30 protein-coding genes and 5 tRNA genes are annotated in these 25,408 nt (G+C 72.0%); 8 read left to right on the plus strand and 27 right to left on the minus strand.

Annotated elements, in window-relative coordinates:
* Positions 1-108 (plus strand): CAP domain-containing protein (locus CCN29_RS36010; protein WP_442538410.1); only part of this gene is annotated, 108 nt, incomplete at its 5' end.
* Positions 109-160: 52 nt separating this feature from the next.
* Here the strand turns inward: CCN29_RS36010 and CCN29_RS18695 are convergent.
* On the minus strand, positions 161-610 hold the full coding sequence (locus CCN29_RS18695) for a GNAT family N-acetyltransferase (RefSeq protein WP_031065320.1): 450 nt from the start codon (positions 608-610) through the stop codon (positions 161-163).
* A 78-nt stretch (positions 611-688) separates the two neighbouring features.
* On the opposite strand from CCN29_RS18695, the gene CCN29_RS18700 reads away from it, so the two are divergent.
* Positions 689-1,090: a winged helix-turn-helix transcriptional regulator gene (locus CCN29_RS18700; RefSeq protein ID WP_006130464.1), complete on the plus strand. Its 402-nt coding sequence runs from the start codon at positions 689-691 to the stop codon at positions 1,088-1,090.
* On the opposite strand, the gene mutM is transcribed toward CCN29_RS18700, so the two are convergent.
* The 9 genes from mutM to CCN29_RS18745 all read right to left on the minus strand — a co-directional run bounded on the left by mutM (position 1,063) and on the right by CCN29_RS18745 (position 10,179).
* A complete protein-coding gene (mutM, locus tag CCN29_RS18705; RefSeq protein WP_006130465.1) occupies positions 1,063-1,947 on the minus strand; it encodes a bifunctional DNA-formamidopyrimidine glycosylase/DNA-(apurinic or apyrimidinic site) lyase in 885 nt (294 codons plus the stop codon). The genes CCN29_RS18700 and mutM overlap by 28 nt on opposite strands.
* 84 nt (positions 1,948-2,031) lie before the next feature.
* Positions 2,032-2,850, minus strand: a complete 819-nt coding sequence (gene rnc, locus CCN29_RS18710) for a ribonuclease III (protein WP_006130466.1) — start codon at positions 2,848-2,850, stop codon at positions 2,032-2,034.
* 19 nt (positions 2,851-2,869) lie between these two features.
* Positions 2,870-3,043, minus strand: a complete 174-nt coding sequence (gene rpmF / locus CCN29_RS18715) for a 50S ribosomal protein L32 (protein WP_003951102.1) — start codon at positions 3,041-3,043, stop codon at positions 2,870-2,872.
* Between the two features lie 2 nt (positions 3,044-3,045).
* Entirely contained in the window at positions 3,046-3,690 is a 645-nt protein-coding gene (locus CCN29_RS18720; RefSeq protein ID WP_006130467.1) for a YceD family protein, read from the minus strand.
* Positions 3,691-3,821: 131 nt separating this feature from the next.
* A complete protein-coding gene (locus CCN29_RS18725; RefSeq protein ID WP_006130468.1) occupies positions 3,822-4,937 on the minus strand; it encodes a F0F1 ATP synthase subunit B in 1,116 nt (371 codons plus the stop codon).
* Positions 4,938-5,049: 112 nt separating this feature from the next.
* Complete coding sequence (gene coaD, locus CCN29_RS18730) at positions 5,050-5,529, minus strand: pantetheine-phosphate adenylyltransferase (RefSeq protein WP_006130469.1); 480 nt, start codon at positions 5,527-5,529, stop codon at positions 5,050-5,052.
* Between the two features lie 26 nt (positions 5,530-5,555).
* Positions 5,556-6,143, minus strand: coding sequence for a 16S rRNA (guanine(966)-N(2))-methyltransferase RsmD (rsmD, locus tag CCN29_RS18735; RefSeq protein ID WP_006130470.1), 588 nt, complete (start codon positions 6,141-6,143; stop codon positions 5,556-5,558).
* A gap of 63 nt (positions 6,144-6,206) precedes the next feature.
* On the minus strand, positions 6,207-8,408 hold the full coding sequence (gene recG / locus CCN29_RS18740; RefSeq protein ID WP_086683222.1) for an ATP-dependent DNA helicase RecG: 2,202 nt from the start codon (positions 8,406-8,408) through the stop codon (positions 6,207-6,209).
* A gap of 85 nt (positions 8,409-8,493) precedes the next feature.
* Positions 8,494-10,179, minus strand: coding sequence for a DAK2 domain-containing protein (locus CCN29_RS18745; protein WP_031024177.1), 1,686 nt, complete (start codon positions 10,177-10,179; stop codon positions 8,494-8,496).
* Positions 10,180-10,445: 266 nt separating this feature from the next.
* Here CCN29_RS18745 and rpmB point away from each other — a divergent pair, with 266 nt between their 5' ends.
* Entirely contained in the window at positions 10,446-10,631 is a 186-nt protein-coding gene (gene rpmB / locus CCN29_RS18750; RefSeq protein ID WP_003993230.1) for a 50S ribosomal protein L28, read from the plus strand.
* 365 nt (positions 10,632-10,996) lie between these two features.
* On the opposite strand, the gene thiD is transcribed toward rpmB, so the two are convergent.
* Positions 10,997-11,809, minus strand: coding sequence for a bifunctional hydroxymethylpyrimidine kinase/phosphomethylpyrimidine kinase (gene thiD / locus CCN29_RS18755; RefSeq protein WP_086683225.1), 813 nt, complete (start codon positions 11,807-11,809; stop codon positions 10,997-10,999).
* The gene (locus CCN29_RS18760; protein ID WP_006130474.1) at positions 11,806-12,771 is read right to left on the minus strand and encodes a thiamine-phosphate kinase; all 966 of its coding nucleotides are present in this window, start codon (positions 12,769-12,771) and stop codon (positions 11,806-11,808) included. The genes thiD and CCN29_RS18760 overlap by 4 nt, the downstream gene beginning before the upstream one ends.
* A 206-nt stretch (positions 12,772-12,977) precedes the next feature.
* Between CCN29_RS18760 and CCN29_RS18765 the strand changes: the two genes are divergently transcribed.
* Together CCN29_RS18765 and CCN29_RS18770 are read left to right on the plus strand one after the other, a co-directional pair.
* The gene (locus tag CCN29_RS18765) at positions 12,978-13,211 is read left to right on the plus strand and encodes an Lrp/AsnC family transcriptional regulator (RefSeq protein WP_004983019.1); all 234 of its coding nucleotides are present in this window, start codon (positions 12,978-12,980) and stop codon (positions 13,209-13,211) included.
* Positions 13,212-13,231: 20 nt separating this feature from the next.
* A complete protein-coding gene (locus tag CCN29_RS18770) occupies positions 13,232-13,732 on the plus strand; it encodes a DUF3515 domain-containing protein (protein WP_031024173.1) in 501 nt (166 codons plus the stop codon).
* Between the two features lie 73 nt (positions 13,733-13,805).
* Here the strand turns inward: CCN29_RS18770 and CCN29_RS18775 are convergent, their stop codons facing one another.
* The 3 genes from CCN29_RS18775 to CCN29_RS18785 all read right to left on the minus strand — a co-directional run bounded on the left by CCN29_RS18775 (position 13,806) and on the right by CCN29_RS18785 (position 16,890).
* Positions 13,806-14,963, minus strand: coding sequence for a D-alanine--D-alanine ligase family protein (locus CCN29_RS18775; protein WP_086683229.1), 1,158 nt, complete (start codon positions 14,961-14,963; stop codon positions 13,806-13,808).
* Positions 14,964-15,067: 104 nt separating this feature from the next.
* Positions 15,068-16,078: an NAD(P)H-dependent glycerol-3-phosphate dehydrogenase gene (locus tag CCN29_RS18780; protein ID WP_006130478.1), complete on the minus strand. Its 1,011-nt coding sequence runs from the start codon at positions 16,076-16,078 to the stop codon at positions 15,068-15,070.
* Entirely contained in the window at positions 16,075-16,890 is an 816-nt protein-coding gene (locus CCN29_RS18785; protein WP_086683233.1) for a lysophospholipid acyltransferase family protein, read from the minus strand. Before CCN29_RS18785 ends, CCN29_RS18780 begins: the two co-directional genes overlap by 4 nt.
* A gap of 175 nt (positions 16,891-17,065) precedes the next feature.
* On the opposite strand from CCN29_RS18785, the gene cofC reads away from it, so the two are divergent.
* On the plus strand, positions 17,066-17,704 hold the full coding sequence (gene cofC / locus CCN29_RS18790) for a 2-phospho-L-lactate guanylyltransferase (RefSeq protein ID WP_006130481.1): 639 nt from the start codon (positions 17,066-17,068) through the stop codon (positions 17,702-17,704).
* A 10-nt stretch (positions 17,705-17,714) separates the two neighbouring features.
* The gene (locus CCN29_RS18795; protein WP_006130482.1) at positions 17,715-17,918 is read left to right on the plus strand and encodes a hypothetical protein; all 204 of its coding nucleotides are present in this window, start codon (positions 17,715-17,717) and stop codon (positions 17,916-17,918) included.
* Positions 17,919-18,024: 106 nt separating this feature from the next.
* Here the strand turns inward: CCN29_RS18795 and CCN29_RS18800 are convergent, their stop codons facing one another.
* The 4 genes from CCN29_RS18800 to leuC all read right to left on the minus strand — a co-directional run bounded on the left by CCN29_RS18800 (position 18,025) and on the right by leuC (position 21,336).
* Positions 18,025-18,663 (minus strand): HU family DNA-binding protein, encoded by a 639-nt coding sequence (locus CCN29_RS18800; protein ID WP_086683236.1) that lies wholly within the window; start codon positions 18,661-18,663, stop codon positions 18,025-18,027.
* 136 nt (positions 18,664-18,799) lie between these two features.
* Positions 18,800-19,030 carry an SCO5555 family protein gene (locus CCN29_RS18805; protein ID WP_031065334.1) on the minus strand — a complete coding sequence of 77 codons (231 nt, stop codon included), beginning with the start codon at positions 19,028-19,030 and terminating at the stop codon, positions 18,800-18,802.
* A 278-nt stretch (positions 19,031-19,308) separates the two neighbouring features.
* The gene (leuD, locus tag CCN29_RS18810) at positions 19,309-19,902 is read right to left on the minus strand and encodes a 3-isopropylmalate dehydratase small subunit (protein WP_006130485.1); all 594 of its coding nucleotides are present in this window, start codon (positions 19,900-19,902) and stop codon (positions 19,309-19,311) included.
* A gap of 6 nt (positions 19,903-19,908) precedes the next feature.
* The gene (gene leuC, locus CCN29_RS18815) at positions 19,909-21,336 is read right to left on the minus strand and encodes a 3-isopropylmalate dehydratase large subunit (protein ID WP_086683240.1); all 1,428 of its coding nucleotides are present in this window, start codon (positions 21,334-21,336) and stop codon (positions 19,909-19,911) included.
* Positions 21,337-21,529: 193 nt separating this feature from the next.
* Here leuC and ndgR point away from each other — a divergent pair, with 193 nt between their 5' ends.
* Positions 21,530-22,243, plus strand: coding sequence for an IclR family transcriptional regulator NdgR (gene ndgR / locus CCN29_RS18820; protein WP_006130487.1), 714 nt, complete (start codon positions 21,530-21,532; stop codon positions 22,241-22,243).
* A gap of 150 nt (positions 22,244-22,393) precedes the next feature.
* On the opposite strand, the gene CCN29_RS18825 is transcribed toward ndgR, so the two are convergent.
* The 8 genes from CCN29_RS18825 to CCN29_RS34960 form a co-directional block, all read right to left on the minus strand.
* A tRNA-Glu gene (locus tag CCN29_RS18825) sits at positions 22,394-22,466 on the minus strand.
* A 27-nt stretch (positions 22,467-22,493) separates the two neighbouring features.
* Positions 22,494-22,565 (minus strand) — tRNA-Gln (locus tag CCN29_RS18830).
* 21 nt (positions 22,566-22,586) lie between these two features.
* A tRNA-Glu gene (locus CCN29_RS18835) sits at positions 22,587-22,659 on the minus strand.
* 62 nt (positions 22,660-22,721) lie between these two features.
* A tRNA-Glu gene (locus tag CCN29_RS18840) sits at positions 22,722-22,794 on the minus strand.
* 39 nt (positions 22,795-22,833) lie between these two features.
* Positions 22,834-22,905 (minus strand) — tRNA-Gln (locus CCN29_RS18845).
* A 91-nt stretch (positions 22,906-22,996) separates the two neighbouring features.
* The gene (locus CCN29_RS18850; protein ID WP_006130488.1) at positions 22,997-23,728 is read right to left on the minus strand and encodes an HAD family hydrolase; all 732 of its coding nucleotides are present in this window, start codon (positions 23,726-23,728) and stop codon (positions 22,997-22,999) included.
* A gap of 97 nt (positions 23,729-23,825) precedes the next feature.
* Positions 23,826-25,310 (minus strand): glutamate--tRNA ligase, encoded by a 1,485-nt coding sequence (gene gltX / locus CCN29_RS18855; protein ID WP_086683243.1) that lies wholly within the window; start codon positions 25,308-25,310, stop codon positions 23,826-23,828.
* A partial coding sequence (locus CCN29_RS34960) for a fumarylacetoacetate hydrolase family protein (RefSeq protein WP_442538411.1) occupies positions 25,303-25,408 on the minus strand: 106 nt, incomplete at its 5' end. The genes CCN29_RS34960 and gltX, both read right to left, overlap by 8 nt.

A 25,408-nucleotide genomic window follows, 5' to 3' on the forward strand; every position in this document is an offset into this window, starting at 1 on the left:
AGCCCCGGTCACAAGGCGAACATCCTGAACTGCGACTTCAAGACCCTGGGCGTCGGCGTCCACCTGGGCCCGGGCGGGCCGTGGTGGACGCAGAACTTCGGCTACTGAGCCAACACGGCGCCGTGAGCGTGTCCCGGCCGGCGGTACCGGCCGGGGCGTGTCACAGCGTGACGGACAGCAGCGGGAGCATGCGGCCCGGGACGGAACCCGACGGCGTCTCACCGATCCGGACCGCGCCCATCGCGCGGTAGAACGGCTCGGCGTTCGGGTCGGCGTCGATCGTCAGGCGGGTGAAGCCGGCGTCCCGTGCGGTGGCGAGCGCGTGCGTGAACAGCGCGCGGCCGATCCCCTGGCCCAGGGCCGACGGGTCCACGAACATCATGCCCACCGCGCCCTCCGGCGGCCGTCCGTCCACCGTCGTGAAACCGACGACGCGGCCGTCCCGCTCGGCGACGGCGGTGCGCCGCTCCCCCACCTCCGAGGGGCGGACGGTCAGTTCCTCCCGGCACGACTCCATGAACGCCTCGTCGTAGCCCCAGTGGGCCTTCGACCGGAGCGCCAGTCCGGTCAGCTCCGCGGCCTCGTCGGGCCGGGCGTCTCGGATCAACACCTGTTCTCCCCCTCCTAGCGACTTACCTGAAGTTAGCGCCTTCTATGGGTAAGCGCTGCTCTGAAGTACGCTGAGTCCATGACGACCACGCAGCCGGCCCCGGAGGACCGGGACCTCCCCTTCAACGTGTTCGCCAAGTCCTGCCCGTCCCGGGTGACGCTGGAACACGTCACCGGTCGCTGGGGGGCGCTGACGCTGGGGGCGCTGTACGAGGGGTCCCTGCGGTTCAACGAGCTGCGGCGGCGGGTCGACGGGGTCAGCGAGAAGATGCTGTCGCAGACCCTGCACGCGCTGGAGCGCGACGGGCTCGTGCACCGCGAGGCGCAGCTGACCAACCCGCCCCGGGTGGACTACGAACTCACCGCGCTGGGCCGCGAGGTCGCCGAGCACCTGCTGGCCCTCATCCGTCTCCTCGAGGACCGCATGGACACCGTCATCGAGGCCCGTGAGCGTTACGACGCGGCGCGCGGCGCCCGCTGACAGCGCGGGCAGAAGTAGCTGGAGCGGTTCATCCACGCCCGCCGGCGCACCGGCGTCCCGCAGCGGCGGCAGGGCAGGCCCTCGCGGCCGTACGCGTCCAGGGAGCGGTCGAAGTAGCCGGACTCGCCGTTGACGTTGACGTAGAGGCTGTCGAAGCTGGTGCCGCCCGCGGCGAGGGCGGCGTTCATGACGTCCCGGACGTGGCCCAGCAGCTGGAGGGTGCGGGGGCGCGTGAAGCCGGCCGTGGGGCGCTCGTAGTGGATGCGGGCGCGCCACAGCGCCTCGTCCGCATAGATGTTGCCGACGCCGCTGATCAGCGACTGGTCGAGCAGTGCCCGCTTGATGGTGGTCCGCTTGCGGCGCAGGGCCTGGTGGAAGGCCTCGTCGTCGAACAGCGGGTCGAGCGGGTCGCGGGCGATGTGCGCGATGACGTCGGGCAGGCCCTCGGGGGTGTTGTCGTGCAGCGAGAGACCGCCGAAGGTGCGCTGGTCGACGAAGCGCAGCTCGGTGTCGCCCGCCGGGCCTTCCTCCGGTGACTGCGGCTCGGTGAAGCGGACGCGGATGCGCAGGTGCTTCTCGTCCGGGGCGGCGTGCGGCTGCATCAGCAGCTGGCCGCTCATGCCGAGATGGGCCAGCACCGACTGGTCCGTGTCCTCCAGCGGCAGCCACAGGTACTTGCCGCGGCGGCGCGGGACGCCGATGCGGTGGCCCTTCAGCCGGTGCGCGAAGTCGTCCGGGCCGGCCAGGTGGCGGCGTACCGCGCGCGGGTGGAGGACCTCGGCGTCGGCGACGGTCCGGTGGGCGACCCACCGCTCGAGTCCGCGCCGTACGACCTCGACCTCGGGCAGCTCGGGCATGGCGTCCCCTCCCAGGACCGGTGGAACGAGCACCGAGCGCCCGCCCCGCTGCGGGGACGGGCGCTCGGGTCGCGCGTACGTACGTCAGGCGGAGGCCGACGGGGCGTCGGCGCTCTTGCCGGAGGCCTCGGCCTCGGCGGCCTGGACGACCTCTTCGGCCTCCTGAGCCGCCTTGGCCCGCTCGTCCGCCGCGGCCTTGATGGACCGCCACGCGGACTCGGCGGCCTGCTGCTCCGCCTCCTTCTTGCTGCGGCCGGTGCCGGTGCCGTACGAGACGCCTCCGACGCGGGCGGCAGCAGTGAAGGTCTTCTCGTGGTCGGGGCCGGTCTCCGTGACCAGGTACTCGGGAACGCCGAGCCCCTCGGTCGCGGTGAGCTCCTGGAGACTGGTCTTCCAGTCCAGGCCGGCTCCCAGGTTCGAGGACTTCTCGATCAGCGGGTCGAACAGGCGGTGCACCAGCTCCGCCGCCGATTCCAGGCCCTGGTCGAGATAGACCGCGCCGATCACCGCTTCCAGGGTGTCGGCGAGGATGGACGCCTTGTCCCGGCCGCCCGTTCCCTCTTCACCGCGGCCGAGCCGGATGAAGGAGCCGAGGTCGAGCCCGCGGCCCACCTCCGCCAGCGCACGCGAGTTGACCACCGCGGCCCGCAGCTTGGCCAGCTGGCCTTCGGGCAGGTCGGGGTGGGTGCGGTACAGCGTGTCGGTGACGACGAGGCCGAGCACGGAGTCCCCGAGGAACTCGAGGCGCTCGTTCGTCGGCAGACCGCCGTTCTCGTACGCGTAGGAACGATGGGTCAGCGCACGCACCAGAAGGGCGGACTCGACCTTGTAGCCGAGCCGCCCTTCCAGAAGCGTTGGGGACGAGGCCTGGTTGTCCGCAGAGTTTTTCTTCGGCGTGGACACAGTGCCTCTCACCAGCCGCTCAGACCTCGAGGACCTGGCGCTTGTTGTAAGTGCCGCAAGACGGGCACGCGATGTGCTGCTGCTTGGGCTCGTGGCAGCGCTCGCACGCAACCAGGGTGGGGACCGCAGCCTTCCACTGCGACCGGCGGTGGCGCGTGTTGCTGCGCGACATCTTCCGCTTCGGAACAGCCACGGCTACTTCTCCTGCTTCTCGTCGACGCCGGCTTCGGCGCCGCTCATCTCGTCCTTCTCGCCGTCCTTCATGGTGCCGGCGAGTCCCTGCAAAGCCGCCCAACGGATGTCGACGGCGTCGTGATGGTGGTCCGGGTCGTCCGCCAGCCGTGCTCCGCACTCGGAGCACAGACCCGGGCAGTCTTCCTGGCACACCGGCTGCATCGGCAGTGCGAGCACCACCGCGTCGCGCAGCACCGGCTCGAGGTCGAACAGGCCGTCCTCGAGGAGGAGCCGGTCCTCGTCGTCCTCGGCGTCGTCGCCCGGTTCCGCGATCACGCGGCCCCGGTCGTCGGCGTCAGGGTACGAGAACATCTCCTGGAAGTCCGCTTCGAGCTCCAGCTCGAGCGGCTCCAGACACCTTACGCACTCCCCCTCGGCCTTGGCACGGGCGGTGCCTGTGACGAGCACACCTTCCATGACCGACTCGAGCCGGAGTTCGAGCTCCACCGGGGCGCCTTCCGGCACCCCGACGACCCCCGCGACACCGAGGTCCTGGGGAGCGTCGACCGTACGGGTCAGGCGCTGCAGCGCACCGGGCCGCCGCCCCAGCTCGTGCGTGTCGAACACGAGGGGGTTGCGGTGGTCGAGGCGGGCGTTCAGAGCCATTCCTGCTTTCGGTCTTCGAGCTCAGGGGTGTCGCTGCCGTACGGTTGCGTTCCCGGGCAGCGTGGATCGCGGTCATACGCGCGACCGAAGAGCCAGGATACTGGACCTTTCGCTCTCGGCCCAATCCGCCCCTACAGGCCCCGCTCGCGCCGGTACGCCTCGAGCTGCTCGGGCGTGATCATGCTGGTGTCGAACAGGCTCGTCTCGTCCAGCGCGTACCCCTGCTGGGCCTGCTCCGGCATGTGCGGGGCACCCTGGCCGGTGTCGTACGCCTGCTGGGCGTCGTAGCCCTGGTAGGCCGCGTACGGGTCGGCCTGCTGCTGCGCGTAGCCGCCGGCCTGGGCGTACGGGTCCTGGGCGCCGCCGTACTGCTGCTGGTAGCCGGCGTACGGGTCGGCCTGCTGTGCGTAGCCGTAGGCGGGCTCCGGCTGGGCGTACGGCTGCGTCTGAGGCTGCGGGGGCTGCTGGGGCTGAGGCGGCTGCGGGGGCTGCTGCTGGTCGGCCCTGCGGCCGCCCCGGGCGTCCTGCTCGGCGAGGGAGGCCAGGTCGGCGAGGTAGTCGGCGTCGCTGGAGTGCTGGACGGTGCTGGTGTCGTCGGCCAGCGCGCCCAGGTCGTCGGTGGCGATCCGGCCGTGCAGCTTCTGCCGGCCGCGGCCGACCGCCTCCAGCGTCTTGGCGAGCACCGCCTCGAAGGCACCGAGCTTGACGTCGACGTAGGCGTCGGCGTTGCGGCGCAGGGTCTCCGGGTCGTGGCTGCGCTCGGGGGCGTCCTCGTCCTCGTAGCCCTGCTCGTCCAGGCCGGGGCCGGTGCCGAGCAGCTTCTCGCGGCCGCGGCCGACCGAGCCGAGCGTCTTGGTGAGGACGACCTCGAAGTTGGCGAGCTTGGAGTCGACGTAGTCGTCGGCCTCCGCGCGGATCTCCTCGGCCTCCTGGCGGGCCTCGGCGAGGATCCGGTCGGCCTCGGCCTGGGAGCGGCGGGCGATCTCGGTCTCGGCCACCAGCGAGCCGCGCTGGGCGTGCGCCTCGGAGATGATCCGCTCGGCCTCCTGACGGGCCTGTTCGACCATCTGCTCCCGGCCGCCGATCAACTCCTCGGCCTGGGCGAGGGAGTCGGGCAGCGCCGCGCGCACCTCGTCGAGCATGGCGAGCAGTTCGGCGCGGTTGACCACGCACGACGCCGACATGGGCATCGACCGGGCACTGGAGACCGCGGCGACGATCTCGTCCAGCTTCTTCTGCACGTCCACCGTGTGCTCGCCACTCTCTACAGCTGTGTTGGAGACGGACGGGACGACTGTACGTCCCTGGGGCGTCCGGTGGACACCGGACGCCTCCTCCGCCCCGGCCGCACGGGCGCGTTCAGTCCTTGCGCAGGCGTTCGGTGAGCGCCGTCAGCACCTCGGCGGGCACCAGGTGGGAGACGTCACCGCCCCAGGCCGCGACCTCCTTGACGAGCGAGGAGGACAGGAAGCTGTAGGTGGGGTTGGTGGGGACGAAGAGGGTCTCCACGCCCGAGAGGCCGTTGTTCATCTGGGCCATCTGGAGCTCGTAGTCGAAGTCGCTGACCGCGCGCAGGCCCTTGACGATGGCGGGGATGTCGCGCTGCTTGCAGAAGTCGACGAGGAGGCCGTGGAAGGCCTCGACCCGGACGTTGCCGTACTCGGCGGTGACGGTGCGGATCAGGTCGATCCGCTCCTCGATCTCGAACAGGCCCTTCTTGGACTTGTTGATCATCACCGCGACGTAGACCTCGTCGTACAGCCGGGAGGCCCGGGCGATGATGTCGAGGTGTCCGTTGGTGATCGGGTCGAAGGACCCGGGACATACGGCGCGGCGCACTGGTGATTCCTCGCTCTCCGGTCCGGTCATCGTGCGTCTTCGCACGTAGAGGCGGCGCGACCGTACCAAAACGTTCCCTCGCCGTAGCGACGGGCCCGGAGCGCCTCGAACCCCGGCGGCCAGGCGAATTCCCCGCCTCTGGTGCTGCGCTCCACGGTGACGAGGGCGTCGTCGGCGAGCCACCCCCCGGAGCGGAGTGTGAGCAGGATCTCCCGCAGATCGGCGTCCGGGACGGCGTAGGGCGGGTCGAGGAAGACGACGTCGTACGGCTGCTCCGGGGGCGCGGTGCGCACGATCTGTTCCGCTTTGCCGGACCTCACCTCGGCGCCGGGGAGGCCGAGCGCCTTCACGTTCTCCCGGACGGTGCGCACCGCGCGGGCGTCGGACTCGACCAGCAGGACGTGTCCGGCGCCGCGGGACAGGGCCTCCAGGCCGACGGCGCCGGAGCCGGCGTACAGGTCGAGGACGCGTTCGCCGTCGAGGGGGCCGCCGAGCAGTGACTGCCAGGTGGAGAGGAGCCCTTCGCGCGCCCGGTCGGAGGTGGGGCGGGTGCCCTGCCCCGGCGGGACGGCCAGGCGGCGTCCGCCGGCCGCGCCGGCGATCACGCGGGTCATGTCCTCGGTCCTTGTCGGTGGTGTTCCTGCGAGCAGGTCGGCCGGTGGCCGGTCCCCAGTGTGTCAGCCCTTCTCCAGGTACTGCTCACGCTCCTCGTCCAGCAGGGCGTCCAGCGCGGTGCGCAGGGCGGGCAGGCGCTCCAGGTCCGGGTCGGCGGCCACGATCCGGGTGGCCTCCTCGCGGGCCTCGGCGATGACCTCCTCGTCGTCGATGACGGCGAGCATGCGCAGGCTGGACCGGGTACCGGACTGGGCCTGGCCCAGGACGTCGCCCTCGCGGCGCTGTTCGAGGTCGATGCGGGAGAGCTCGAAGCCGTCGAGGGTGGAGGCGACCGCGTTCAGCCGCTGGCGGGCGGCGCTCGCCTCGGGCATCTCCGTGACCAGCAGGCACAGTCCGGGGGCCGAGCCACGGCCGACACGGCCGCGGAGCTGGTGCAGCTGGGAGACGCCGAAGCGGTCGGCGTCCATGATCACCATCACGGTGGCATTGGGGACGTTGACGCCGACCTCGATGACGGTGGTGGCCACCAGGACGTCCGCCTCGCCGGCGGCGAACCTGCGCATCACGGCGTCCTTGTCGTCGGGCTGCATCCTGCCGTGCAGCACCTCCACGTGCAGTCCGGCCAGCGGCCCCCGCGCGAGCTGCTCGGCGATGTCCAGCACGGCGAGCGGGGGCCGCTTCTCCGCCTCGTCCTCCGGGGACTTCTTCTTCGCCTTGGCGCCGTCCTCCTCGTCGCCGATGCGCGGGCAGACCACGTACGCCTGGTGGCCCTTGCCGGCCTCCTCGCGCACCCGCTCCCAGGCGCGGGCGAGGAAGTGCGGCTTGTCGGCGGCGGGGACGACATGGCTGGCGATGGGCGAGCGGCCGGCCGGGAGCTGGTCCAGGACGGAGGTCTCCAGGTCGCCGAAGACGGTCATGGCGACCGTGCGCGGGATGGGCGTGGCCGTCATGACCAGCAGGTGCGGCGGCTGTTTGCCCTTGCCGCGCAGGGCGTCGCGCTGCTCGACGCCGAAGCGGTGCTGCTCGTCCACGACCACCAGGCCGAGGTCGTGGAACTGCACCTTGTCCTCGATCAGCGCGTGCGTGCCGATGACGACGCCGGCCTCGCCGGTGGCCAGGTCGAGCAGGGCCTGGCGGCGGGCGGCGGCGCCCATGGAGCCGGTGAGCAGGACCACCTTGGTGGCGTTCTCCGAGCCGCCGAGCATCCCTCCCTCGGCCAGCTCGCCCATCATCTCGGTGACCGAGCGGTGGTGCTGCTGGGCGAGCACCTCGGTGGGCGCGAGCATCGCGGCCTGTCCGCCCGCGTCGACGACGGCGAGCATCGCGCGCAGGGCGACCAGGGTCTTGCCGGAACCGACCTCGCCCTGAAGCAGGCGGTGCATGGGGTGCTCGGTGGCGAGGTCGGCGAAGATCTCCTCGGAGACCTTCCGCTGGCCCTCCGTGAGGGTGAAGGGGAGGCGGTCGTCGAAGGCGGCGAGGATGCCGTCGGGCCGCGGGCGGCGGGGCACGGCCGGGAGCTGCGCGTCGGCGTGCCGGCGGCGGGCGAGGGCGACCTGGAGGACGAACGCCTCGTCCCACTTGAGGCGGGCGCGGGCCTGGTCGATGTCCGCCTTGGTGTGCGGGCGGTGGATCTTCAGCAGGGCCTCGGGCAGCGGGAGCAGGCCGCGGCCCTCGCGCAGGGTCTCCGGGAGCGGGTCGGCGGCCTCCTGGGCGCTCGGCAGGACCGTCTGGATCGCCTTGCCGATCTTCCAGGACTCCAGCTTGGCGGTGGCCGGGTAGAGCGGGATCAGGGCGCCGGCCCAGCTCTCGACGGCCTCCTCGGAGTCGGCGCGAAGCAACTCGTAGGCCGGGTGGGCGAGTTGGAGACGGCGGTTGAAGACGGAGACCTTGCCGGCGAACATCGCGCGGGTGCCCGGCAGGAGTTCCTTGTGCGGCTTGTGGACACCGGCGCCGAAGAACACCAGCTGGAGCCGGCCGCTGCCGTCGGTGATCGTCACCTCCAGGCGCTGGCCCTTGCCGCGCGGGGCGCGGCTGGAGGCGAAGGTGTGCAGCCGGGCGTCGGCGACCTGCGCGACCACGGTCACGTGCTCGTCCATCGGCAGGTCGGCGAGGTGGGTGAGCTGGCCGCGCTCCTCGTACCGGCGGGGGTAGTGGTGCAGCAGGTCGCCGACGGTGTGCAGGCCGAGGTGCTCGGCCATCACCTTCGCGGTGGCGGGGCCGAGCACTTTCTTCAGTGGTTCGTCCAGTGCGGGCACGGCATCCATTGGACACCACTCCACTGACAGAGCGGGGACGGCGGGCCGCCTCCCCGGTGGCCGCCTTCCCGGTCCGCGCCGGGCGGCGGCCGGGTCACTCGACGCCGATGAGCAGGACGGAGCCCTGCCGGCCGCCGTGGTACGCGACCGTGTCCACGGCCAGGTAGCCCTCCCTCACCCGGGCCTCCAGGCGCTCCGCGACGGACTCGGGGGCGCCGTCGCCGACCACCAGCGTCACCAGTTCGCCGCCGGCCGCGAGCATGCGGTCCAGGACGGCCAGGGCGGTCTCGGTGACGTCCTGGCCGATGACCGCCACGTCGCCGTCGACCAGGCCGAGGACGTCGCCGGCCTGGCAGATGCCGGCCATGGTCCAGGACTGCCGCTCGGCGACGGTGACCTCCGCGTAGCGGGTCGCCCCCGCGGCGGAGGTCATCGCCACCACGTCCTCGTCGAAGCGGCGCTCCGGCTCGTGCACCGCGAGGGCCGCGATGCCCTGCACCGCGGAACGGGTGGGGATGAGCGCCACCCGCACGCCCTCCGCCCGTACCTGCTCGGCGGCCGCGGCGGCGGTGTGCCGCAGCTCGGCGTCGTTGGGCAGCAGCACCACCTCGCGCGCGTGGGCGCGCCGTACGGCCTGGACGAGCTCGCCGCTCGCGGGCGGTTCGCCGGGCCGGGCGAGTACGGCCGTGGCGCCGGCCTCCGCGTACAGCGCCGCCAGGCCCTCGCCGGGCACCACGGCCACCACGGCCCGCTGGACACGCTCGGCGGGCGTCCGCTCGGCCCCGCCGGCGTGCGCGTCCCCGGCGCCGAAGTGGGTGATCCGGATGCGGTACGGACGTCCCGCCTCGACGCCCGCCTCGACGGCGGCCCCGGCGTCGTCGACGTGCACATGGACGTTCCACAGGCCGTCGCCGCCGACCACGACGAGGGAGTCGCCGAGGGCGTCGAGCCGGTCCCGCAGCCGCGCGACGGCCGCGTCCTCGGCCTCCAGCAGGTAGATCACCTCGAAGGCGGGGCCTCCGGGGCCGGGTGCGTCGGCGGTGTCCGCGCACGGCTCGGCTGGTGTGTGCGTCGCGTCGACGCGCGCGTGGAGGCCGGGTTCGCGTGCCGCCGCGCCCCGGGGGGTCTCCCCCGTGAGCGTCTCCACCAGCGCCGCCAGCACGGTCACCAGGCCGCGCCCGCCCGCGTCGACCACGCCCGCACGGCGCAGGACCTCCAGCCGGTCCGGGGTCTCGGCGAGCGCCGCGCGGGCACCCTCATGGGCGGCGCGGGCCACGGCGCCGCAGTCGCCGTCCACGCCGCCGGCCGCGTCGGCGGCGGCCGAGGCGACGGTGAGGACCGTGCCCTCGACGGGGTGCGCCACCGCCTGCCGGGCGGAATCGGCCGCGTGCCGCAGGGCGAGCCCGAGGCCGCGCCCGTCGGCGTGCGGGGGGGCGTCGTCGCCGGCCAGCACCTGGGCCATGCCGCGCAGCAGCTGGGCGAGGATCGTCCCGGAGTTCCCGCGCGCGCCGATCAGCGCGCCGTGCGCCATCGCGCGTACCGCGTCGGCCAGGGTGGGGCCGGGATGTGCACCGCCGGCCTCGTGCCCCGCGAACACCGCCTCCACGGCCGTGGCCGCCGACTCCAGCGTCAGATAGAGGTTGGTGCCGGTGTCGCCGTCCGCCACGGGATAGACGTTGATCGCGTCGATCTCCTCGCGGGCCCGTCCGAGCGCGTCGAGCGCGAGACCGCACCAGGCACGCACCGCGAGAGCATCGAACGTCTGCGGCACCTGCGGCACCTGCGCCTCCTCGAGCTGCTGGACGTGGCACGCAGCGTAGACGGTGGGCCCCCGCCCGCCGGAAGAGGGCCGCAGGCGGGCCCGTGAGCTGGCATGCTAGTTTCGTCCTACGGGTGCAGCCGTTGTATGCTGCTCCGGTTGCCCGATCCGATCGGGCGTCTCCCCCTGGCAACGCCACTCAGATCCGCCGGCTCTTCGAGTCCTGGATCTGGATCCCGGCCTGCCGGGATCAACCGTAAGTGCATCTGAAGTCTTTGGAGTGACCCGTGGCTGCCAACTGCGACGTCTGCGGCAAGGGGCCGGGCTTCGGCAACAACATCTCGCACTCGCACCGCCGTACGTCCCGCCGCTGGAACCCGAACATCCAGCGTGTGCGTACCGTGGTCGGCGGGACGCCGAAGCGCGTGAACGCCTGCACCTCGTGCATCAAGGCCGGCAAGGTCTCGCGCTGACGCATTCGCTGAGCGCGCGGTCACAGCCGGTATCGCCGCAACGGGCCGGTCCACCTCAGGGTGGGCCGGCTTTTTGCTGTTCCCGGCGGGGGGGAGGGGCCGAGTGGTCCTGTGCCTGGCACACGGCGGGCCTGACGGCCGCGGGTGGACGACGGCCCGGTGCCCGAGGCGGACCTGAGCACGGTCCGCGCCCGGCGCGCACCCGGGCGTCTGCCGGGCTCGGCCGCGCGGCGAGGTGCCGCCTGCGCCCACCCGTGCCGCCCTGGGCGGCACGAATGCCCGAAGACGGCGGGCGTCAGCCCGGCTCGGACACGCGGCGAAGTGCCGGCCCAAGCGGCACGCATGCCCGCAGGCGGCCCGGCGTTCTACGTCTCCCCGCGCCGCAGCGCCCAGGCGTGGTTCACGGGGCCGATTCCGGTGCCCAGGGCGAAGCCCGATGCCAGTGCTCCGGTGACGTACGTTTTCGCCGCCGTCATCGCCTCCGGGACCGTGCGGCCCAGGGCGAGGTGTGAGGCGATGGCGGAGGCCAGGGTGCAGCCGGTGCCGTGGGTGTGGCGGTTGTCGTGGCGGGGGGCGCGCAGCCAGTGTTCCTCCGTGCCGTCCGTGAGGAGGTCGACGGCCTCCTCCGACCCGGTGGCGGTCAGATGCCCGCCCTTGATCACCACCCAGCGCGGCCCGAACTCCAGCACGGCCGCCGCGGCCCGCCGCATGTCCCGCTCGGCGGTCACCCGTACGCCGGTGAGCTGCGCGACCTCGTCCAGGTTCGGCGTGACCACGGTGGCCACCGGCAGCAGCTTCGTGCGGACGGAGTCCAGCGCGGACGCCGCCAGCAGCGGGTCGCCGTGCTTGGAGACGCCCACCGGGTCGACGACCGTCGGCGCGTCCGTGCAGGCGAGCAAGTCGGCCACCGTCTCCACGAGTTCGGCCGAGGACAGCATGCCGGTCTTGACCGCCTGCACCCCGATGTCGTCGACGACGCTGCGGTACTGGGCGCGTACCGCCTCCACCGGCAGTTCCCAGGCGCCCTGCACACCGAGGGAGTTCTGCGCGGTCACCGCGGTCAGCACGCTCATTCCGTGCACGCCGAGCGCCAGCATCGTCTTCAGGTCGGCCTGGATGCCCGCGCCCCCGCCGGAGTCGGAGCCGGCCACCGTGAGCACCCGGGGCGGCGCGCTCATGACTCGATGTCCCCGAAGTGGTCCCAGCCGCCCTGGCTGGTCCAGGGCGCCCCGTCCACCGTCACCTGTGGCAGCGCGGACGGGTTGAGCACCTCCCCGATGACCTTCCAGCGTGCGGGCAGCTTCACGTCCGGCGGGAAGGTCGCCACGATCGCGTGGTCCTCGCCGCCGGTCAGCACCCACTGCATGGGGTCGACGCCGACGGCCTGCCCGATGTCGTTCATCTGCGAGGGGATGTCGATCGCGCCGGAGCGGACGTCGATGCGGACCTTGCTGGACTCGGCGATGTGCCCGAGGTCGGCGATCAGTCCGTCGCTGACGTCGCACATGGCGGTCGCGCCCAGTGCGGCGGCGGCCGGACCCGCGTGGTACGGCGGCTCAGGGCGCCGGTGCGCCTCGACGAAGGCGCGCGGGGAGCGGAAGCCGCGGGAGAGCACCGCGTGCCCGGCCGCGGACCAGCCGAGCCAGCCGGTCACCGCGACGATGTCGCCGGGCTGCGCGCCGCCCCGCGTGACGGGCTCCTGGTTGCGCAGGTCGCCGAGCGCGGTGATGGACACGGTGATGGTGTCGCCGCGGACGACGTCCCCGCCGACGACGGCCGCGCCGGCCACCTGGCACTCGTCGCGCAGCCCGTCCATGAGTTCGCTGGGCCAGGTCACCGGCAGTTCGGCGGGCACGACCAGGCCGAGCAGCAGGGCCGTCGGCACCGCGCCCATGGCGGCGATGTCGGCGAGGTTCTGGGCGGCGGCCTTGCGGCCGACGTCGTAGGCCGTGGACCAGTCGCGGCGGAAGTGGCGCCCCTCCACCAGGACGTCGGTGCTGGCCACGACGCGCCGGTCGGGCGCGGAGACCACGGCGGCGTCGTCGCCGGGGCCGACCCGGACCGCCGGGGTGGTGGTGAGACGGGAGGTGAGCTCCCTGATGAGCCCGAACTCCCCGAGCTCACCAACAGTGCCCTTCATGTCCCTTGCGCCCCTTCCATCCCTGTCCGTGCCCGGTCGCGGGTCGTCCCGGTCCTCGATACGGTCGAACCGACCGTCAACTTCTGCCGTGCCTGTACCCCGGCGCGCACAGCCCGGTTCCCGCAGGTCTCCCCGCGACGAGCGGCGACGCGATACCGTGGCGTTCCTTTTCCCCACATGATCCTCGTGGCCGCCCTGGAGGTTCCGTGGTACAGGCGTACATCCTGATCCAGACGGAGGTCGGCAAGGCGTCGACCGTCGCCGATCTGATCGGCAAGATCCCTGGAGTCGTCCAGGCCGAGGACGTGACGGGTCCCTACGACGTCATCGTGCGCGCCCAGGCCGACACCGTCGACGACCTGGGACGCATGGTCGTCGCCAAGGTCCAGCAGGTGGACGGCATCACCCGCACCCTGACCTGCCCGGTGGTGCATCTGTAGCCCCCGTCTACCCTGTGCCGGTGAACTCCTTCCGCCACCGGCACGCCGTTTGCTCCGCACTCGCGGTGCTGATCACCGTCGCGGGCTGCTCCTCAGCAGACGACAGCGTGTCCGCGGCGGTTCCCAGCCCGGACACGAAGGTCACCGGGCTGTGTCAGAACCTGGACAAGGTCCTGCCGGCGACGGTGGACGGTGAGAGCCGCGACGACCCCGAACCCGCGTCCGAACTGACCGCGGGCTGGGGCGGCGTGGCGATCATACTGCGGTGCGGTGTCGAGCGGCCGCCGAAGATGACCGATCCGAAGGTGGCCAACGGCCAGGACGCCGACGCGGTGCCCGGCGGCGTCAACGGCGTCGACTGGCTGATGGAGCGGCGGGAGGACGGCGTCCAGCGCTTCACGACCGCCAACCGCGAGGCGTACGTCGAGGTCGAGGTGACCGACGGGCGGGACAGCACGGGCGTGCTGATCGATCTGGCCCCGGCCGTGAAGGAGGCGGTCCCCGAGGGGATCGCCTCCTGACACGCGTGCGGGGCGCGCTCAGCGCTGCTCCGGTTGCTCAGCGCGGCCCGGACGTTCAGCGCGGCCCGGTTGCTCAGCGCAGTCCGGTGGACCGGCGCAGCGCCGCCCGGATCAGCAGGTCGACGAGCTCCTGGTAGCTCACGCCGGTCGCCTGCCACATCTGCGGGTACATCGAGATGGGCGTGAAGCCGGGCAGGGTGTTGATCTCGTTGATCACGAACTCGCCGTCCTCGGTGAGGAAGAAGTCCGCGCGGACCAGGCCCTCGCAGGAGGCCGCGTCGAACGCCTCGACCGCGAGCCGGCGCACCTCGGCGGTCTCCTCGTCGGTCAGCGGCGCCGGCACGACGCCGGGCGTGGAGTCGATGTACTTGGCCTCGAAGTCGTAATACGCGTGCGCGTCCGGCGGCGGGATCTCGGCGGGCAGCGAGGCGCGCGGCCCGTCCTCGAACTCCAGCACACCGCACTCGATCTCGCGTCCGCGCAGCGCCGCCTCGACGATGATCTTCGGGTCGTGGCGCTGCGCCTCGGCGATCGCGTCGTCCAGGCCGGAGAGGTCGTCGACCTTGGTGATGCCGATGGACGAGCCGGCCCGGGCGGGCTTCACGAACAGCGGCCAGCCGTGCTCGCCGGCGAAGTCGACGATCCGCCCACGGGCCGCCGTCTCGTCCCGCTCCCACTCGCGCGGCCGGATCACCAGGTACGGGCCGACCTTGAGCCCGAAGGAGGTGAACACCCGCTTCATGTACTCCTTGTCCTGGCCGACGGCCGAGGACAGCACCCCGCAGCCCACGTAGGGGATGCCGGAGAGTTCGAGCAGGCCCTGGAGGGTGCCGTCCTCCCCGTAGGGGCCGTGCAGCACCGGGAAGACCACGTCGACCTCACCGAGTGCCTTGGGCACCGATCCCGGCTCGCTGTAGACGACTTCGCGGTCCGCGGGGTCGACGGGGAGCACCACCGCGCCCTCCGCGGACTCGGCCAGCTGGTCGACGCTGGGCGTGCGGCGCTCGGTGATCGCCATGCGTTCCGGTTCGTCGGCGGTGAGCGCCCACCGGCCGTCCTGGGTGATGCCGATCGGCAGGACGTCGTACCTGGTCCGGTCGATGGCCTTGAGGACGGCGCCGGCGGTGACCACGGAGATCCCGTGCTCGGAGCTGCGCCCGCCGAACACGACGGCCACACGCGGCTTGCGTGTCGGCGAGTCGGGGCTCTGGGGGAGGTTCTCGGTGCTCATATCGCGACGAGCGTACCCGCTGCCGGAGCCGGGTCACAGCGCCCGCAACGCCGTGCGTGGGCCGAACGGAGGGGGCGTCGGCCCGGCCGCCGTCCGGCCGTCGCTCAGCGTCGTTCGGGCTTCGCGCTGCGCGACATCAGCTCCTTGAGAGCCACCTGAGGGGGCTTGCCCTCGTGCACGATCCCGACGACCGTCTCGGTGAGCGGCATGTCGACGCCGTGCCGGCGGGCCAGGTCCAGCACCGACTCGCAGGACTTGACGCCCTCGGCGGTCTGCTTGGTGACCGCGATGGTCTCCTGGAGGGTCAGTCCCTTGCCGAGGTTGGTGCCGAAGGTGTGGTTGCGGGACAGCGGCGAGGAGCAGGTGGCCACCAGGTCGCCCAGGCCCGCGAGTCCGGAGAAGGTCAGCGGGTCGGCGCCGAGCGCGACGCCGAGCCGGGTGGTCTCGGCGAGGCCGCGGGTGATGAGCGAGCCCTTGGTGTTGTCGCCGAGGCCCATGCCGTCCGCGATGCCGACGGCGAGACCGATGACGTTCTTCACCGCGCCGCCCAGCTCGCAGCCGATGACGTCGGTGTTGGTGTACGGCCGGAAGTAGGAGGTGTGGCAGGCGGTCTGGAGCCGCCGGGCGACCTCTTCGTCGGTGCAGGCGACCACGGCGGCGGCCGGCATCCGGGCGGCGATCTCACGGGCCAGGTTGGGGCCGGTCACCACGGCGATCCGCTCCCGGCCGACCTTGGCGACGTCCTCGACGACCTCGCTCATCCGCATCGCGGAGCCGAGTTCGACGCCCTTCATCAGGGACACCAGCACCGTGTGCGGCGCGAGGAGGTCCCGCCACTGCGCGAGGTTGCCGCGCAGCGTCTGCGACGGCACCGCGAGGACGGTGAAGTCGGCGCCGCGCGCGGCCTCGGCGGCGTCCGAGGTGGCCCGCAGGTTCTCGGGGAGTTCCACCCCGGGCAGGTAGTCGGGGTTGGTGCGGGTGGAGTTGACGGCCTCGGCGAGTTCGGGGCGCCGCCCCCACAGGACGACGTCGCAGCCCGCGTCGGCGAGGACCATGCCGAAGGCCGTCCCCCACGATCCGGTGCCGAAGACGGCCGCCTTGACCGGCGTGCTCATGTGCCCAGCCCCTCTTCCGGCACGGCCGCCCGGTCGCCCCGCGTCCCGTCTCCCCGGGCGGTGCGGCCCTGCCGTCGCTGCGCGTGCGTCCGGCGGCGCTGCTCCAGCCGCTCCGCGCGCGGGTCGTAGGGCGTCTCGGGCGCCTTCTCGCCGCGGATGTCCTCCAGCAGGCGGGTCACGGCGGCCATGATCGCCTCGGTCGCCTCCTTGAGGAGCTCCGGCGTCATCTCCCGGTCGTAGAAGCGCGACAGGTCGACCGGCGGGCCGGCCAGCACCCTGCTGGTCTTGCGCGGGAACAGCCGCGGCTTCCTCGCGTACGGCGGGAGCAGCTCGTTGGCGCCCCACTGGGCGACCGGGATCACCGGGCACTTGGTCTGGAGCGCGACGCGCGCGGCGCCGGTCTTGGCGGTCATGGGCCAGCCGTCCGGGTCCCGGGTGAGGGTGCCCTCGGGATAGAAGGCGACGCACTCGCCGCGCTCGACGGCGTCGATCGCGGCGCGGAAGGCGCTCAGCGCGTCGGTGCTCTCGCGGTAGACGGGGATCTGCCCGGTGCCGCGCATGGCGGCGCCGACGAATCCCTTGTTGAAAAGACCGGCCTTCGCGAGGAATCGCGGAACACGGCCGGTGTTGTACTGGAAGTGCGCGTAGGCCAAAGGATCGATGTGCGAATTGTGGTTCACCGCGGTGATGAATCCGCCCTCGGCCGGAATGTTCTCCATTCCGCGCCAGTCCCGCTTGAGCAGTACCACCAGCGGCGGTTTGCAGATCACCGCGGCGAAGCGGTACCAGAAGCCGATTCTGCGGCGCGGCACGAGTACACCTTCCTCTTAACGACGACAGGCCCAGGTCCCGGCCCCCTCAAGGCCGGGCGGGCCGCACAAGTGTCGCCCCGGGCCGCCGGTCTGTCGAGAACACCGTACGCCCGGTCCCCCGGGCGTCGGCCGCCCCGGGGGACAATGGTCGCGACAAGAGAGGGACGCAACACTCGTGCAGTGGACCTTGGTGGTACCCCTGAAGCCCCTGTCGCAGGCCAAGAGCAGGCTGGCGGACACCGCGGACGACGGTCTGCGGCCGGGTCTGGCGCTGGCGTTCGCGCAGGACACGGTGGCGGCCGCGCTGGCCTGCCCGGCGGTGCGGGATGTGGTGGTCGTCACCAACGACGCGCTGGCCGCCCGTGAGCTGGCGGCGCTGGGCGCCGGCACCGTCCCCGACCTGCCGCGCGCCGGGCTCAACGCCGCGCTCGTCCATGCCGCGACAGCATCGGGCGCCGCCCGCCGCGCCGCCCCGGTGGCCGCGCTGAACGCGGATCTGCCGGCGCTGCGCCCGGCGGAACTGGCGCGGGTCCTGGAGGCGGCGGCGGAATTCCCGCGGTCCTTTCTCGCGGATTCCGCCGGGAGCGGCACGACTTTCCTCGCCGCGGGCCGCGGCCGTGAACTGCGTCCGCAATTCGGCGTGGATTCCCGCGCCCGGCACCGGGCGTCCGGCGCGGTGGAGCTCACGCTCGACGCGGTGGACTCCGTACGGCAGGACGTGGACACCGGCGGGGATCTGCAAGCCGCGCTGGCCCTGGGGGTGGGTCCCCGCACGGCCGCGGCCGCCGCGCGGCTGACCGCCGGGCAGCAGTAGGCTGCCGCTCATGCAGGCCACCGCGTACACCTACGATCCCGACAGCCGCAGCGGTCAGGTGCTGCTGGACGACGGCACCCCGGTTCCCTTCGACGCCGCGGCGTTCGACGCGGGCGGGCTGCGGCTGCTGCGTCCCGGGCAGCGGGTGCGGCTGGAGACGGAGGGCGAGGGCGCGTCCCTGCGGATCACGCTGGTGACGCTGCAGACCCTCTGAGCGCGGGCCCGCACGGGTCCGGACGCACCGCGGGCCGGACTCCCGGGGGAGTCCGGCCCGACACGTGAGTACCGCTTGCCCGAAGGGGGTGGGGACGAAGGGTCCGCTACTTCTTGCGGGCGGTGGTCTTCTTGGCGGTGGTCGTGCGCGCGGTCGACTTCTTGGCGGGGGCCTTCTTGGCCGTCGCCTTCTTCGCCGGAGCCTTCTTCGCCGCGGTCTTCTTCACGGCGGTGCTCTTGGCCGCGGCGGCCGACTTGGCGGGGGCCTTCTTCGCCGTGGTCTTGCTCGCCGTCGTCTTGGCGGTGGCCTTCTTGGCCGTGGTCTTCTTCGCGGCCGTCTTCTTGGCGGTGGCGGCCTTCTTGGCCGTGGTCTTCTTCGCCGCGGCCTTCTTCACCGTCGCCGAAGCGCCGCCGGTGAGGCTGCCCTTGGGCGCCTTCTTCACGGCGACCTCGCCGCCGCGCGGCAGCTTCTTCGAGCCGCTGACCAGGTCCTTGAAGCCCTGGCCCGCGCGGAAACGCGGGACGGAGGTCTTCTTGACCCGAACCCGCTCGCCCGTCTGGGGGTTGCGGGCGTAACGGGCCGGGCGGTCGACCTTCTCGAACGAACCGAAGCCGGTGACCGAGACCCGCTCCCCCGAGACGACCGCGCGGACGATGGCGTCCAGTACGTGGTCGACGGCGTCGGCGGCCTGCTGGCGGCCGCCCACCTTGTCGGCAATCGCTTCTACGAGCTGCGCCTTGTTCACGTCTTCCCCTTCGGAGACATCGCCAGAACGAATGTGTTCAAGCTTTTTCGCACGTTAGGCAGATATATACCGCAAATCAAACACGAAACGGGCTAATCACCCTTGTGCCGCAACGAACTCGGTTGTCCCGACCGGTTCAGCGTTCCTCGTCGGGGATCCGTCCCTCGTCGAGGTCCGCCAGGAACCGCTCCAGACGCCTTGCCGCACCGGCGAGATCGTGCTTGGCCGCGGCCGTAATGACCAACAGCTTCCGGGTCAGCGCCATCCGTACGCCCTCCGGGACTTGCAGTGCGCGCACCCTCGAGTGCGCTTCCTTGAGCCGGACCGCGACCGCCGTACAGAGCTGGAGTTGGCCGTCGTGTTCCATGCACAGATTGTGCCATCTGGGGCGAGTTGTCGCCTGCGCAGGGGGCAACTGCCGCGCCGGACGGTCGTCCGCACACACCCGGGATCCACGGCCACGTGACACGTGTACCCCAGCAACCACCGTCTTAACGTGGCAAGTTGGCGGCCCTCAAGACGGCACGCGGAGCCGGACGGGTACGAAGACGCCCGTACCCCCGATCGGTCCGATCGGGGGTACGGGCGGGGTGACGCGGTGGCCGAAAGTCGACCTGTGCCGAGGACTTCGGCCGGGCGCGGAGGTCAGGCCGTGAGCGTCCGCGGCTTGAACGACGGGCGCTTCGCCTCGTACGCGGCGATGTCGGCCTCGTTCTGGAGCGTGATGGAGATGTCGTCGAGGCCGTTCAGCAGCCGCCAGCGGGAGTTCTCGTCCAGCTCGAAGGGGGCGTTGACGCCCTCGGCGCGCACCTCGCGAGCCTCGAGGTCGACGGTGATCTCGGTCGTGGGGTCGGCCTCGGTGAGCTCCCACAGGGCGTCGACGGTCCGCTGGTCGAGGACGACCGTCAGCAGGCCGTTCTTCAGCGAGTTGCCGCGGAAGATGTCGGCGAAGCGGGAGGAGATCACGGCCTTGAAGCCGTAGTTCTGCAGCGCCCAGACGGCGTGCTCACGGGAGGAGCCGGTGCCGAAGTCGGGGCCGGCCACCAGCACCGTGGCGCCCTGGCGCTCGGGCCGGTTGAGCACGAACTCGGGGTCCTTGCGCCAGGCCTCGAACAGCCCGTCCTCGAACCCGTCCCGCGTCACCTTCTTGAGCCAGTGGGCGGGGATGATCTGGTCGGTGTCGACGTTGCTGCGGCGCAGCGGGACGGCCCGGCCGGTGTGGGTGGTGAATGCTTCCATGACTGATCAGACTCCAGCGGGCGTGCGGTCGGCGGCGGCGAGGTCGGCCGGGGAGGCCAGGTGACCGAGGACCGCGGTGGCCGCGGCGACCTGCGGGGACACCAGGTGGGTGCGGCCGCCCTTGCCCTGCCGGCCCTCGAAGTTGCGGTTGGAGGTCGAGGCGGAGCGCTCACCGGGGGCGAGCTGGTCGGGGTTCATGCCCAGGCACATGGAGCAGCCCGCGTGCCGCCACTCGGCGCCGGCCTCCTTGAAGACCACATCCAGACCCTCGGAGACGGCCTGGAGACCCACCCGCGCGGAGCCGGGGACGACCAGCATCCGTACGCCGTCGGCGACTTTGCGGCCCTTGATGACGTCCGCGGCGGCGCGCAGATCCTCGATGCGGCCGTTGGTGCAGGAACCTACGAAGACGGTGTCCACACCGATGGAGCGCAGCGGCTGCCCGGCCCTCAACCCCATGTACTCCAGGGCCTTTTCGGCGGCGAGCCGCTCCGAGGCGTCCTCGTACGAGGCGGGGTCGGGGACCGACGCGGAAAGCGGCGCGCCCTGGCCCGGGTTGGTGCCCCAGGTGACGAACGGCGACAGCTCGGCGGCGTCGATGACGACCTCGGCGTCGAACTCGGCGTCGTCGTCGGACCTGAGCGTCTTCCAGTAGGCGACGGCCGCGTCCCAGTCCTCGCCCTCGGGGGCGTGCGGACGGCCCTCGAGGTAGGCGAAGGTCGTCTCGTCGGGGGCGATCATGCCCGCACGGGCGCCGGCCTCGATCGACATGTTGCAGATGGTCATCCGGGCCTCCATCGAGAGCTTCTCGATGGCCTCGCCGCGGTACTCCAGGACGTAGCCCTGGCCGCCGCCCGTGCCGATCTTCGCGATGATCGCCAGGATCAGGTCCTTGGCGGTGACGCCCTCGGGCAGCTCGCCGTCGACCGTGATCGCCATGGTCTTGGGGCGGGCCATCGGCAGCGTCTGGGTCGCCAGTACGTGCTCGACCTGGGAGGTGCCGATGCCGAAGGCCAGTCCGCCGAAGGCGCCGTGGGTGGAGGTGTGCGAGTCGCCGCACACCACCGTCATGCCGGGCTGGGTCAGGCCCAGCTGCGGGCCGACGACGTGCACGACGCCCTGCTCGACGTCGCCCAGCGGGTGCAGCCGGACGCCGAACTCGGCGCAGTTCTTGCGCAGCGTCTCCAGCTGGACCCGGGAGACCGGGTCGGCGATGGGCTTGTCGATGTCGAGGGTGGGGGTGTTGTGGTCCTCGGTCGCGATGGTGAGGTCGAGACGGCGCACCTGGCGGCCGTTCTTGCGGAGGCCGTCGAAGGCCTGGGGGCTGGTCACCTCGTGCAGCAGGTGCAGATCGATGAAGAGGAGGTCGGGCTCGCCCTCGGCGCGCCGGACGACGTGGTCGTCCCAGACCTTCTCCGCGAGTGTCCTACCCATCGCTTTCCCTCCGGCCGGCACAGTGCGCTCCGGCCCAACTAGAGATCTGTGGGACGGCGCCCGCGCCCCTGACACCGGGCGTCCGCCGTCAGGCCCGGTGGTCCACGGGCCGCGTTGCTTCGTTCTTCAAGAGTGGCGGGTTCCACGGAAAATTGAACTTGCGTTTCACAGAGTGAGACGCAAGTATCGTTGCATGGACAACAGTAGCGGCGTCGGCGTTCTGGACAAGGCAGCACTCGTCCTGAGCGCCCTGGAGTCCGGCCCGGCCACCCTCGCGGGGTTGGTCGGTGCCACCGGACTGGCACGACCCACGGCCCACCGCCTCGCGGTGGCGCTGGAGCACCACCGCATGGTGGCGCGTGACATGCAGGGGCGGTTCATCCTCGGCCCGCGCCTGGCGGAACTGGCCGCGGCGGCGGGCGAGGACCGGCTGCTCGCCACGGCGGGCCCGGTGCTGACCCACCTGCGCGACGTGACGGGCGAGAGCGCCCAGCTCTACCGCCGCCAGGGCGACATGCGCATCTGCGTCGCCGCGGCGGAGCGCCTGTCCGGACTGCGGGACACGGTGCCGGTGGGTTCCACGCTCACCATGAAGGCCGGCTCCTCGGCGCAGATCCTCATGGCCTGGGAGGAGCCCGAGCGGCTGCACCGCGGCCTCCAGGGCGCCCGCTTCACGGCGACGGCCCTCTCCGGCGTACGGCGCCGTGGCTGGGCCCAGTCGATCGGCGAGCGCGAGCCGGGTGTGGCGTCCGTCTCGGCGCCGGTGCGCGGCCCGTCGAACCGTGTGGTGGCCGCCGTCTCGGTGTCCGGCCCCATCGAGCGGCTGACGCGCCACCCGGGCCGGATGCACGCCCAGGCCGTGATCGACGCCGCCGCCCGCCTGTCCGAGGCGCTCAGGCGCTCCTGAACGCCCCTTCGTCCCCGAACCCGCCTCGCGGGAACGGGCCCGCCTCAACGCCGCGGCGGGTCCGTTCCCCGGTTCCCGGCCTCACGCCTTCCGGGCACACATCCCGGAACGCCGGAAGCCCCCCACCGAAGTGGAGGGCTTCCGCCTCTGTACCCCCGACCGGATTCGAACCGGCGCTACCGCCTTGAGAGGGCGGCGTGCTAGGCCGCTACACAACGGGGGCGTGGATCATGCGTTTCCGCAGATCCTGCTGGTCTACCTGGACTCGAACCAAGACTAACTGAACCAGAATCAGTCGTGCTGCCAATTACACCATAGACCAATGATGGTTTAGACCAGTCAGTACCCCCGACCGGATTCGAACCGGCGCTACCGCCTTGAGAGGGCGGCGTGCTAGGCCGCTACACAACGGGGGCCCTAGCGATCCTGCATCAAGAACAGTGGGAGCTACCCTTGCTGTCCTCGCGGGAAGGATCTGTACCCCCGACCGGATTCGAACCGGCGCTACTGCCTTGAGAGGGCAGCGTGCTAGGCCGCTACACAACGGGGGCTTTGCGGATGAGATCCGCGGTGCAGATGAGCTCTGCGAGCTGGCCTACCTGGACTCGAACCAAGACTAACTGAACCAGAATCAGTCGTGCTGCCAATTACACCATAGGCCACTGGAACGCAAGCCCCGGAGGGGATCTTGTTCTAGTTCTGCGCTTCGGGACTCCGGCCTTCCGGCCCGCTCCCCGCGGCGCAGGAAGAACATTACCTGAAGGACGACGACGCTCCAAAACGAGTATCGCCACGCAGCAGGGCGGGCAGTTCGGCGAGGGACGCGATGCGGCGCGGACCGGACGGCGGGTCGAGGGCCGCGTGGGCGCCGGCGCGGTCGATCCACACCGAGAGCAGCCCGGCCTCGGCGGCACCCCGGCCGTCGATCTCCGGGTGGTCCCCGACGTACGCGACCTGCTCCGGGGGCAGCGCGAGGGCCTCGCAGGCGGCCAGGAAGGCGCCCGGCTCCGGCTTGGACACGCCCAGCTCGGCGGCGCACAGGATCGCCTCGAACCGGTCGTGCACGCCCAGCACCCGCAGCTTGCGGTCCTGCACGTGCAGGCTGGAGTTGGACAGCACGGCGTGCCGGTGGCTCGCGGCGAGGGCGTCGAGGACGGGCAGCACGTCCGGGAACAGGCTCCAGGCGGACTCGTAGTGGACCAGGTAGCGGTCGAACCAGTCGTCCGCCTCCGCGTCGGTCAGCTCACGGCCCAGGAACACCCGGGTGCGGTCGCGGCGCTGGGTCTCGAAGTCCACCTCGCCCGCGGCGAACCGCGCCCACTGCTGGTCGGTGATCTCCCGCCAGCGCGCCAGCCCCTCCTCGACGGAGCCGTACCCCGCGAGCAGTCCCTCGGCGACGAGGTGGGCGCGCATGCCCTCCCGGTCGGCGGAGGTGTAGTCGAACAGCGTGTCGTCGACGTCCCAGACCACGGCGCGGATGTCCATGCCACCGACGGTACCGGGGCGGGCCCGGACGCACCGGGGAACACCGAGGGGCGGCCCCCGGACACGTCCGGCAGCCGCCCCTGCACGGCGGGTGAGGTCAGCCGGCGAGCTTCGCCAGGGCCGCGTCGACGCGGGCCAGGGTCTTCTCCTTGCCCAGCACCTCGAGGGACTCGAAGAGGGGCAGTCCGACGGTGCGGCCGGTGACGGCGACGCGGACCGGGGCCTGAGCCTTGCCGAGCTTGAGGCCGTGGGCCTCGCCGGCGGCCAGGACGGCCTCCTTCAGCGACTCGGCGGAGGTCCAGTCGGCGGCCTCCAGGTTCTCCCGGGCGGTGCGCAGCAGGGCGTCGGAGCCCTCCTTCATCGCCTTGTTCCAGGACGCCTCGTCGAAGACCGGCTCCGGCAGGAACAGGAAGTCGACGTTGTCGGTGATCTCGGAGAGCACCTTGAGGCGGGTCTGCGCGTGCGGGGCGACGGCCTGCCACTTGGTCTCGTCGAACGCCTCCGGGGCCCAGGGGGCGTGGGGGGCCTGGAGCCAGGGGCGGCAGCGCTCCGCGAACTCCTTCACGTCGAGCATGCGGATGTGGTCGGCGTTGATCGCCTCGCACTTCTTGAGGTCGAAGCGCGCCGGGTTGGGGTTGACGTCGGCGACGTCGAAGGCGGCGACCATCTCGTCGACCGAGAACACGTCCTGGTCGGCGGAGAGCGACCAGCCGAGCAGCGACAGGTAGTTGAGCAGGCCCTCGGGCAGGAAGCCGCGCTCGCGGTAGAGGTTGAGCGAGGACTGCGGGTCGCGCTTGGAGAGCTTCTTGTTGCCCTCGCCCATCACGTACGGCAGGTGGCCGAAGGCGGGGATCTCCTTGGCGACGCCCAGCTCGATCAGCGCCTTGTACAGCGCGATCTGGCGCGGGGTGGAGGAGAGCAGGTCCTCGCCGCGCAGGACGTGGGTGATCTCCATCAGGGCGTCGTCGACCGGGTTGACCAGCGTGTACAGCGGGGCGCCGTTGGCGCGCACGATGCCGTAGTCCGGCACGTTCTCCGGCAGGTAGGTGATCTCGCCGCGGACCAGGTCGGTGAAGGTGACCGGCTCGTCGGGCATGCGGAAGCGGACGATCGGCTCGCGGCCCTGGGCCTGGTACTCCTCGACCTGCGCGGGCGTGAGCTCGCGGCAGTGGCCGTCGTAGCCGGACGGCTTGCCGGCGGCGCGGGCGGCCTCGCGGCGGGTGTCCAGCTCCTCCTGGGAGCAGTAGCAGTGGTAGGCGTGGCCGGCGTCGAGCAGCTTCCGCGCGACGTCCCGGTAGATGTCCATGCGCTGCGACTGGCGGTACGGCGCGTGCGGGCCGCCCACCTCGGGGCCCTCGTCCCAGTCGAAGCCCAGCCAGCGCATGGAGTCGAGCAGCTGGCCGTACGACTCCTCGGAGTCACGGGCCGCGTCGGTGTCCTCGATGCGGAAGACCAGGGTGCCGCCGTGGTGCTTGGCGAACGCCCAGTTGAACAGGGCGGTGCGGACCAGGCCCACATGGGGGTTACCGGTGGGCGAGGGGCAGAAACGGACGCGTACGGAGGAGCCGGATGCGCTAGCCACGCTTGACAACCTTGTTGGTGAGAGTGCCGATGCCTTCGATGGTGACGGCGACCTCGTCGCCGACGTGCAGGGGGCCGACCCCGGCCGGGGTGCCCGTG

It is taken from the genome of Streptomyces pseudogriseolus (genome assembly GCA_002154585.1).
In the GTDB taxonomy this organism is placed as follows: Bacteria; Actinomycetota; Actinomycetes; order Streptomycetales; family Streptomycetaceae; genus Streptomyces; species Streptomyces pseudogriseolus.

Coding starts and splice junctions, on each gene's coding strand:
- leuD (WP_006130485.1), bottom strand. CDS start 19,902: ATGGAAGCATTCACCACCCACACCGGCCGGGCCGTCCCGCTGCGCCGC.
- CCN29_RS18760 (WP_006130474.1), bottom strand. CDS start 12,771: ATGAAGGGCACTGTTGGTGAGCTCGGGGAGTTCGGGCTCATCAGGGAG.
- CCN29_RS18775 (WP_086683229.1), bottom strand. CDS start 14,963: ATGAGCACCGAGAACCTCCCCCAGAGCCCCGACTCGCCGACACGCAAG.
- rsmD (WP_006130470.1), bottom strand. CDS start 6,143: ATGACCCGCGTGATCGCCGGCGCGGCCGGCGGACGCCGCCTGGCCGTC.
- leuC (WP_086683240.1), bottom strand. CDS start 21,336: ATGGGTAGGACACTCGCGGAGAAGGTCTGGGACGACCACGTCGTCCGG.
- CCN29_RS18795 (WP_006130482.1), top strand. CDS start 17,715: ATGCAGGCCACCGCGTACACCTACGATCCCGACAGCCGCAGCGGTCAG.
- CCN29_RS18720 (WP_006130467.1), bottom strand. CDS start 3,690: ATGGCTCTGAACGCCCGCCTCGACCACCGCAACCCCCTCGTGTTCGAC.
- ndgR (WP_006130487.1), top strand. CDS start 21,530: ATGGACAACAGTAGCGGCGTCGGCGTTCTGGACAAGGCAGCACTCGTC.
- CCN29_RS18805 (WP_031065334.1), bottom strand. CDS start 19,030: ATGGAACACGACGGCCAACTCCAGCTCTGTACGGCGGTCGCGGTCCGG.
- CCN29_RS18850 (WP_006130488.1), bottom strand. CDS start 23,728: ATGGACATCCGCGCCGTGGTCTGGGACGTCGACGACACGCTGTTCGAC.
- recG (WP_086683222.1), bottom strand. CDS start 8,408: ATGGATGCCGTGCCCGCACTGGACGAACCACTGAAGAAAGTGCTCGGC.
- CCN29_RS18700 (WP_006130464.1), top strand. CDS start 689: ATGACGACCACGCAGCCGGCCCCGGAGGACCGGGACCTCCCCTTCAAC.
- mutM (WP_006130465.1), bottom strand. CDS start 1,947: ATGCCCGAGCTGCCCGAGGTCGAGGTCGTACGGCGCGGACTCGAGCGG.
- CCN29_RS18780 (WP_006130478.1), bottom strand. CDS start 16,078: ATGAGCACGCCGGTCAAGGCGGCCGTCTTCGGCACCGGATCGTGGGGG.
- thiD (WP_086683225.1), bottom strand. CDS start 11,809: ATGAGCGCGCCGCCCCGGGTGCTCACGGTGGCCGGCTCCGACTCCGGC.